General features: G+C 67.0%; 7 protein-coding genes. All 7 read right to left on the reverse strand.

The window, feature by feature from the left end; all coding sequences use genetic code 11:
* Positions 1 to 235, reverse strand: a 235-nt coding sequence (locus ACTHJR_RS06345) for a hypothetical protein (RefSeq protein ID WP_440522282.1), incomplete at its 3' end; no start/stop codon positions are given.
* Entirely contained in the window at positions 235 to 1,578 is a 1,344-nt protein-coding gene (locus ACTHJR_RS06350) for an oligosaccharide flippase family protein (protein ID WP_440522283.1), read from the reverse strand. The genes ACTHJR_RS06350 and ACTHJR_RS06345, both read right to left, overlap by 1 nt.
* Positions 1,575 to 2,759 (reverse strand): glycosyltransferase family 4 protein, encoded by a 1,185-nt coding sequence (locus tag ACTHJR_RS06355; protein WP_440522284.1) that lies wholly within the window; start codon positions 2,757 to 2,759, stop codon positions 1,575 to 1,577. Before ACTHJR_RS06355 ends, ACTHJR_RS06350 begins: the two co-directional genes overlap by 4 nt.
* 8 nt (positions 2,760 to 2,767) lie before the next feature.
* Entirely contained in the window at positions 2,768 to 3,535 is a 768-nt protein-coding gene (locus ACTHJR_RS06360; RefSeq protein ID WP_440522285.1) for an FkbM family methyltransferase, read from the reverse strand.
* Positions 3,532 to 4,704, reverse strand: a complete 1,173-nt coding sequence (locus ACTHJR_RS06365; RefSeq protein ID WP_440522286.1) for a glycosyltransferase — start codon at positions 4,702 to 4,704, stop codon at positions 3,532 to 3,534. Before ACTHJR_RS06365 ends, ACTHJR_RS06360 begins: the two co-directional genes overlap by 4 nt.
* Positions 4,692 to 5,618 (reverse strand): glycosyltransferase family 2 protein, encoded by a 927-nt coding sequence (locus ACTHJR_RS06370; RefSeq protein WP_440522287.1) that lies wholly within the window; start codon positions 5,616 to 5,618, stop codon positions 4,692 to 4,694. The genes ACTHJR_RS06365 and ACTHJR_RS06370 overlap by 13 nt, the downstream gene beginning before the upstream one ends.
* 8 nt (positions 5,619 to 5,626) lie before the next feature.
* Positions 5,627 to 7,531 (reverse strand): bi-domain-containing oxidoreductase (locus ACTHJR_RS06375; RefSeq protein ID WP_440522288.1); only part of this gene is annotated, 1,905 nt, incomplete at its 5' end.

Genomic DNA, 7,531 nt, shown 5'->3' on the forward strand with positions numbered 1-7,531 from the left:
CCCCGCCGACCGCGGCGGCGATGACGCGGCGGAGTTTCCACGGCTTGGGATTGCCGCCCTGCAGCGCCGCGGCCTCCGCCGGTTCGGGCTCAAACCCGATCATCTCGGTCGCCCAGGCAAGCGGCAGCATCGCTGCGTCGAGCCCCCCGCGCGCGCCGATATCGACCGCGGCGAAACCCGCGCTTTCGCAGAAGCGCGCCGCGCTCAATGTCCGGAACTGGTCCTGAATACTCATTACTGGATCGATTCCTGGTTCTTGCGGTCGGTCTTGGCCTGGATCGCGACGACAATGGTGATCAGCAACGCCGTTATCACCCAGGCGAGAAGCTGGATATAGCCCAGAGTAGCTCCGCGCAGCCCCGTCGCGTACCACATCGTCCCGCCGACGATGATCAATGTATAGGGCACGAACAGTAGGAACTGGCTCCACATCCGTCCGGTCGCGACCAGATATTGCTGGTGGACGTTGCAATAGACGGTCGGCACCAGGACGATCAGGAACAGCCCGAACAGGAAGCTCTGGCCGCGGAAATCGTGGCCATAGAGCCGCAGGATGAAGCTCGAGAAGGCGATCACCAATATCGAGAAGATGGTGGCGATGCCGACGTTGAGGATCATGTTGTAGCGCTGGAGCCGCTGCGTCTGGCTGTGATCGTCCTGGCCGATATAGCGGCCGAGCATCGGCAGCAGCGCACTTGCCAGCGATGCCATCACCACCAGGATCGGCGAGCGCCATTGCAGGCCGGTGTTGATCACCGCCAGGTCGCGCAGGCCATAAGGGCTGCGTGTGAGGTAATAATTGCCGATCCAGAGCGCGATGCCCTGAGCGAAAGCGAGCATCCCGCTCGGCAGCGAGAAATGCAGGATGACCGATCCCTGCTTCAGCGCCGCGCGGAAATTGCTGTGCGCGGTAAGCCGGGTGCTGACCGACCGCGCGGGGATCGCCACCGCCATCCAGCGCAGCACGGCGTTGCCCGCCAGGACGATCATCACGGGGGTCAGGCCGGGTTTGAACTTGGCGACCACGACCAGAACCAGCACGCCGATGATCGCGGTCGAGAGCCGCGCGAGCGCGAGCGCGCGGAAGCGTTCGCTCGCCTGGAGCAGAGTGTCGTTGAGCCCCGCCTGGATCGAGGCCATCAGCAGGATCGCGCCGAGGATCAGCGGCCAGGCATAACCTTGGGCGACGAACAGCCAGTTCGAGAGCGGCCCCGCGAACAGCACCGCCGCCAGTAACATGATCCCGGTGGTCGCCGCGGTCAGCCGCTTGCCGAGCAGCACCACCGCGCCGGCGCGCTCGGGCTCGCGTGCCTGGTAACGCGAAACGAAATAAATGATCGCATAGGGAAGCTGGAGCCCGACGAGCGGGGTCAGCAGGCTGATCGTCGATAACAGCAGGGAATAGCGGACGTAATTCTCGATCCCGAACGCGCGCGCGATCATCACCGTCTGAACAATCGCGGCGGCGCGTTCGATCAACGACGAGGTGAACAGCCAGCCGGCGCCGCGCAGCCAGGCCGCGATCGGGCTGTCGCTCAGCCAGTAGCTCGGGCTGAGGAGCTTGCGGACCGCGTTCATCGTGGCCGCGCGCGCGCGGCGTCGATCCCGCGATGGACGCCGGCGACGCTGGCCTTGATGTCGAGTTCGTCGAAAATCTCGAGCGATCGCGCGCCCATGGCTGCGCGGAGCGCATCGTCGCCCGACAATTCGTCGATCAGCGCGGCGAGCGCGGCGGTGTCGGCGCACGGGAAGATCAGGGCATTCTCGCCCGGCCGCGCGATATCGGTCGGGCCGGCGGCGCCGACGCGGTCGCTGAGCAGCATCGGCAGGCCGATGCACGCGCTTTCCGAGCAGATCAAAGGATGCGGATCGGCCTGCGACGGGTGGACCAGCATATCGGCGGCGGCGTAGAGCGCCGGGAGCTTGTCGACATTGACGAAGCCGGCGAAGCGCGCCTCGACCCCCGCTTCGGCGGCGCGCGCCTTGGCCGGCTCCATCTGCTCGCCATTGCCGGCGAACAGCGCGGTGACCTTGCGGCCCCTGGTCTGTGCCAGCGCCTCGACCAGGTCGATCGGGCGCTTGCGGTTGGACAGCTTGCCGACAAACAAGGCGACGGTCGCGTCGTCGGCGATATCGTAGGTTCGCCGCGCCTCGGCCCGCAGCGCCGGGCGGTCGGCCTTGGCGGCGCGATAGGTCGTCTCGTCGATCGTGAACGGGCAGCGGAAGATGCGGTCGCGCGGCGCGCCGTAATAAGCATAGAAATCGGCGTTGCGGTCGCCGACCGACAGGAACGCCGAATAGCGCCGGAAGATCTGGCGGACGACGATCTCCTTCGCCATCCGCGTCGTGGTCGTCCGCTCGCGGAGCAATTCGCTGTCGCCGATCGTCATCAGCGGCACCTTGTTGCGCCGGCACCACCAGATCGCGCGGTAGACGTTGGCCTGGGCATGACCGTAGACCAATACCACATCGGGACCGAACGCCTTCAACCGCGCGCCGATCTCGGGCGAGCTCGGCTCGCGCACGCTCGACTGGCCACTCGCCGGCACCTCGCCGAGGAATTCGTGGCTGTAGCCGCCGAGCATGTCCATGTTCCAGCTGATCTCGGACTGCATCTCCTTGTCGAAATAGGCCTTCACCCCGATCGGCGCGCCGTACAGGACATGGAGATCGATCCCGGGATCCGCGGCGAGCGCGCGATAAAAGGGGACGAAATGCTGGATCGGGTGGGTGACGACGATCGCCAGGCGCGTTGGCATGACGGCGCTCAGGCGGTCTTGGGCTCGAGCACGACCACCGGTCCGTGACGGTCGAGCAGGTCGAAGCGGCCGGTCGCCTGGAGCGCGGCGATCAGATCCTCGTAGCTGCCGTTGCCCGGGCTGTCGTGCGTCTCCATCACGATCATCCGCGCCTTGGCGAGCGCGTCGAGATCGTTCTTGAGGATGCGCCATTCGACGCCCTCGATGTCGCTGACCAAAGCGAAATCGGTCAGGCTGTGGCGTTCGATCAGCTGGCTCAGGGTCAAGGCGGGAACCTCGATCGTCGGCAGCGATCCGGCATCGGCCGAAATGCGCCCGCTGACCGAGCTCTCGCCGAGCGCGAACGACACCGTCTCGCCGGGATCGTAGCTGATCGCCGCCTCGATCACCTCGACATTGGCGTCGCAATGATTGATCGACAGGTTGCGGCGCAGCGCCTTGGCGAGACGCGGATCGGCCTCGACGATGAACTGGCGTCGGTCGGCGGCGATGCGGCGGCGGATCGTGCAGCTGATCACGCCCAGGCTGCCGCCCAGCTCGATCACGTCGCAATCGGTCGGAATATACTGGCGGACGAAGCGGTACTCGCCGGACTCATAGCCCTGGAGCAGCAAGGCCGCCTTGATCTTCGGGGTCACCACCGGGCTCGACGTGTCGATCGTCAGTCCGCGATGCGGGATGCGGTCGCCGAGCACGCGCGCGGCGACGATGCCGGTCCAGCGATTGGCGAGCAGCGGCCCGATGAAGCGCTTGGCGTGGGTGGCGAGGCTCGTCATGCGGGATCGGCCATGGGTGAAGCGCTCCGGGCGGTCAAGGCGCTGAAAAGCCGCGCCATGTCGGCACGCGCGGTCGAGGTCGCGACGAAGCGCTCGGCCATCGCCCGCGCGCCGGCACGCCACTCGGCATATTCGGCCGGGTTCATCGCGGCGAGACGGTCGATCGCTGCGGCGAGCGCCGCCGGATTGGGAAGCGGGATGTCGAAACCGGCCTTGGCTGCTTCGAGGTCCTGCCAGGGCGTGCGGTCGCCGATCAGCACCGGCGTCCCGGCGCACAAGGCCTCGAAGATCGCATGTCCGAAATTCTCCGAGCGCGACGGCATGAACATCAGGTCCTGCCTTGCCATCGCCGCCGGCACCGCATCGTTGCCCAGTTCGCCGTCGCGATGCGCGGAGACGTTGGCGGGGAGGGCTGCGATCAGTTCCTCGCAGCGCGCCCAATGCGCGGGATCGCTGATCGGGCCGTAGATGGTGAAGTCCACCCGCTCGCTGACCAGCGCCAACGCCTCCAGCGCGACGTCGAGGCCTTTGACCGGCGAGATGCGACCCAGAAAGGCGAGGCGGAAGAGATTGCCCGGCCGATAAGGCGGCAGCGGGAAGACCGGGCGGACATTGGTGATCCGCTCGATCCGGTTGTCGGGGAAGAGCTTGCGAGTATCGGCTTCCTCTTCCGTGCTGGTGACGTGGAAGGTGACGTTCTTCGCCAGCCCGAGCAGGCGGACGAGCGCCATGTAGAGCCCCTTGCGGGCGTTCTTGAGCCCGAGCGCGCCTGACGAGAATTCGCCGCGCGGCGAGATCACCACCGGGGTACGCGGCGCCTTGCCGAAGCGGCGGGCGAGCATCGCCGGGATGGTGAATTCGCGGTCGAAGAAGCCGTTGACGAAAAGGAGGTCGTGCGGCGTGTCGCGCAGCAGGTCGGCGAGGCCTTCGGCGCCTTTCGGCCCTACGGTCAGATAGTGGATCCTGGCCCAGCCAAGATCGCGCCATTCCTTGTTGGCGACCATCGGCTCGGCCGCGCCGAACGGACGGTCGCGCGCGACCAGGAAGAACTCGACCTGATCCGACAGGCTCTCGCACATCGCCTTGACGCTGAGGTTCGGCCCGGCGGATTCGTGTCCCGGCCAGAATGCCCCGATCAGGATGATGACCTTGGGCTTCACCGCCGCCATGCGATCCCCGTCTCGGCGATGCGATAGCGTTCCTCGAGATAGCGCGGGAATTCCTCGATCGAATTGGCCGCGATCCACGTTCGCGCCTCGTCGATCTTGGCGTCCATCAGCACGAAGAACCAGAAGCCGTGGAGGAAGTGCCAGACGAAGCCGAGCTTGCCGTCGAGAAAGCCGAGCAGCAGGAAATAGCGTCGCAGGTAATAGAGCACGGCGCGCAGATAAAGCGGGGCGCCGCCATAGAGCTTGCGCAGGCCGCGGCGCTTCTTGGCGGAGGCGGTGAGCTCGCCCTCCGCCTCCTCGCCGATCAGCCCGTGCTCGCGCGCGATGAAATCGATCATCTGGCGCGTCGCGTAGCCATTATGCTTTTCGGTCCACCAGCCGATGTCCTTGAGGCTGGCGTCGACCAGGTCGCCCCCGGTCAGCCGCTCGGCATGGCCGCGCGTGATCAGCAGGCGCTCGTCCATCCAGCGCTGCTCCATCCGTCCGGCATCGGGGCGCCACAGCCGCGTCAGCCAGGTGCGATAATAGCCGCCCCAGCGGATGAACTTGCCCTTGAACAGCACCTTCAACTTGACGTCGAGCGCGGTGACGTCGGCGGGGAGGGCAGGGAGCTTGGTCCTGATCTCGTCGATCAGCGCCGGCTCCAGATATTCGTCGCAATCGACCCGGATGATCCAGTCGCTGTCGATCGGGATCGTGTCGAGCGCCCATTGCAGCTGCGCCGCCTGGTTGGTGAAGGCGTGTTGATGTACTTCCGCGCCGAGCTCGCGGGCAATTGCCACCGTGCGGTCGGTCGAGAAGCTGTCGACCAGGATCGTCCGCGCGACGAGCGGTGCGATCCGCTCGAGGCAGCGGCGGATATGCACCTCCTCGTTGAACGAGAGGATGATCGCGGTGATCGAAGGCGTGGTCACGCGGGCTCTCAGTCCGCGCCGGCCATGTCCAGCGTCGCGGCGCTGACCGCGATCAGTTCGTCGAGCGGGATCGGCAGCGGCGCCCCCTCGCGCGCGGCGGCGTAGAATGCCTTGACCAGCCCCGCCTGCCCCTTGTCCTGCGCCGAGGCGGACTTGGTCACCGTCTTGCCGCCACGCGTGATGTGCAACTTGCGGAAATCGTCGAGCCGGATGACCAGGCCGCTGGAGAACACTTCCAGATATTCCTTGGGCAGCGAGCTGTCGCCGAGCGAGGAATAGAGGATCGTGCCGGTCGAGCCGTCGGCGAAGCGCAGCACCGCGGAGACGGTGTCGCTGACGCCGTCGGGGCTGACCGCCTCGACCGCGACCGGCGGCCCGCCGGCGAGGAAGCAGAGCGCGTCGACGAAATGGCAGGCCTCGCCCGCGATCCGCCCGCCGCCCTCGGCGCCGTGCAGCCAGCTATCGCCCGGCACATGCCCGGCATTGACCCGGTAATGCATCGCGATCGGCCCGCCGCGATTGGCGAGCGCCGCCTTGGCCTCGACCATCATCGGCGCGAAGCGGCGGTTGAAGCCGACCGTCAGCACGCCCGGCGCGGCGTTGGCCGCTTCCTGGACCTCGGCGAGCTGGTCGATGGTCAGCGCCAGCGGTTTCTCGACGAAGACGTGCTTGCCCGCTTTGAGCGCTTCGACCGTGAGGCGCGCGTGGCTGTCGTGACGCGTCGCCACGAACACGCAGTCGGTGTCGGCGTCCCCCAGCACCGCCTGCGGATCGGTCGCGGCGTGCGCGAAGCCCTGGCGTTCGGCGGCGTCGTGCGCCGATAGGCCGGTCGAGGTGACCACCGTCGTCAGCCGCTCGTTGCCCGCTTTCTTGAGCGCGGGGAGCAGCACCGACTTGGCGTAATTGCCGAAGCCGATGAAGCCGGTGCCACGGCCGCTGGCGGCCGACGCCTTCTTGCTCGCGACCGGGATCGAACGCTCGATCGGCGCCGGGGTGTCGGCATAAGTGAGCAGGATGGCGAGATAGGGCTCGTCGCCGTCCATCAATTTGTACGCGGCCTCGGCCTGCTCGATCGGGAAACGGTGGGTGACGAGCTTGGACGGGGTCACCCGCCCTTCGGCGACCAGTTCCAGGAACGCCTGCATGTTGCGCTGCTCGGTCCAGCGCACGTACGCGAGCGGATAGTCATGCCCTTCGAGTTCATAGGCCGGGTCGTGGCGGCCGGGGCCGTAGGACATCGACAGGCGCAGATCGAGCTCGCGCTTGTAATAAGGCTCGCGATCGATCTCCATGCCGGTCAGGCCGACCATCACGACGCGGCCCTTCATCCGGCTGATCTCGGCGGCCTGGTTGGGCGGAGCCGAGGATTTGCTCGACGCGGTGACGATCACGGCGTCGGCGCCATAGCCGTCGGTGAAGCCGCGCACCGCATCGTCGAGCGCGTCGCTGACCGCGACGTCGGCGCCCGTCTCGATCGCGAGCCTGGCGCGCGCCGGATTGGGATCGAAGCCGAGCACGCGGCAGCCGTTGGCCTTGAGCAATTGAACGGTGAGCTGGCCGATCAAGCCGAGCCCCATGACGACGACGCGTTCGCCCAGGGTCGGGTTGGCGACGCGCACCCCTTGAAGCGCGATGGCACCAATGGTGACGAAGCTCGCCGCCTCGTCGTCGACCCCGGCCGGGATACGTACCGACAGGTTCTTGGGCACCGCATTATATTCGGCATGGTTGGCCACGGCCGCGCCGGCGCAGGCGATGCGGTCGCCGATCGCGTAGCCACCAGCGTCGCTGCCCGGCTCGACCACCGTGCCGGCCAGCGAATAGCCGAGCGGGATCGGGGTATCGAGCTTGGCGAACACCTTCTGCACGGTCGGCAGCAGGCCCTCGTTGCGCACCTTCTGCAGCGTCTTCCT

It is taken from the genome of Sphingomonas sp., assembly GCF_051962185.1.
Taxonomy (GTDB): Bacteria; Pseudomonadota; Alphaproteobacteria; order Sphingomonadales; family Sphingomonadaceae; genus Sphingomonas.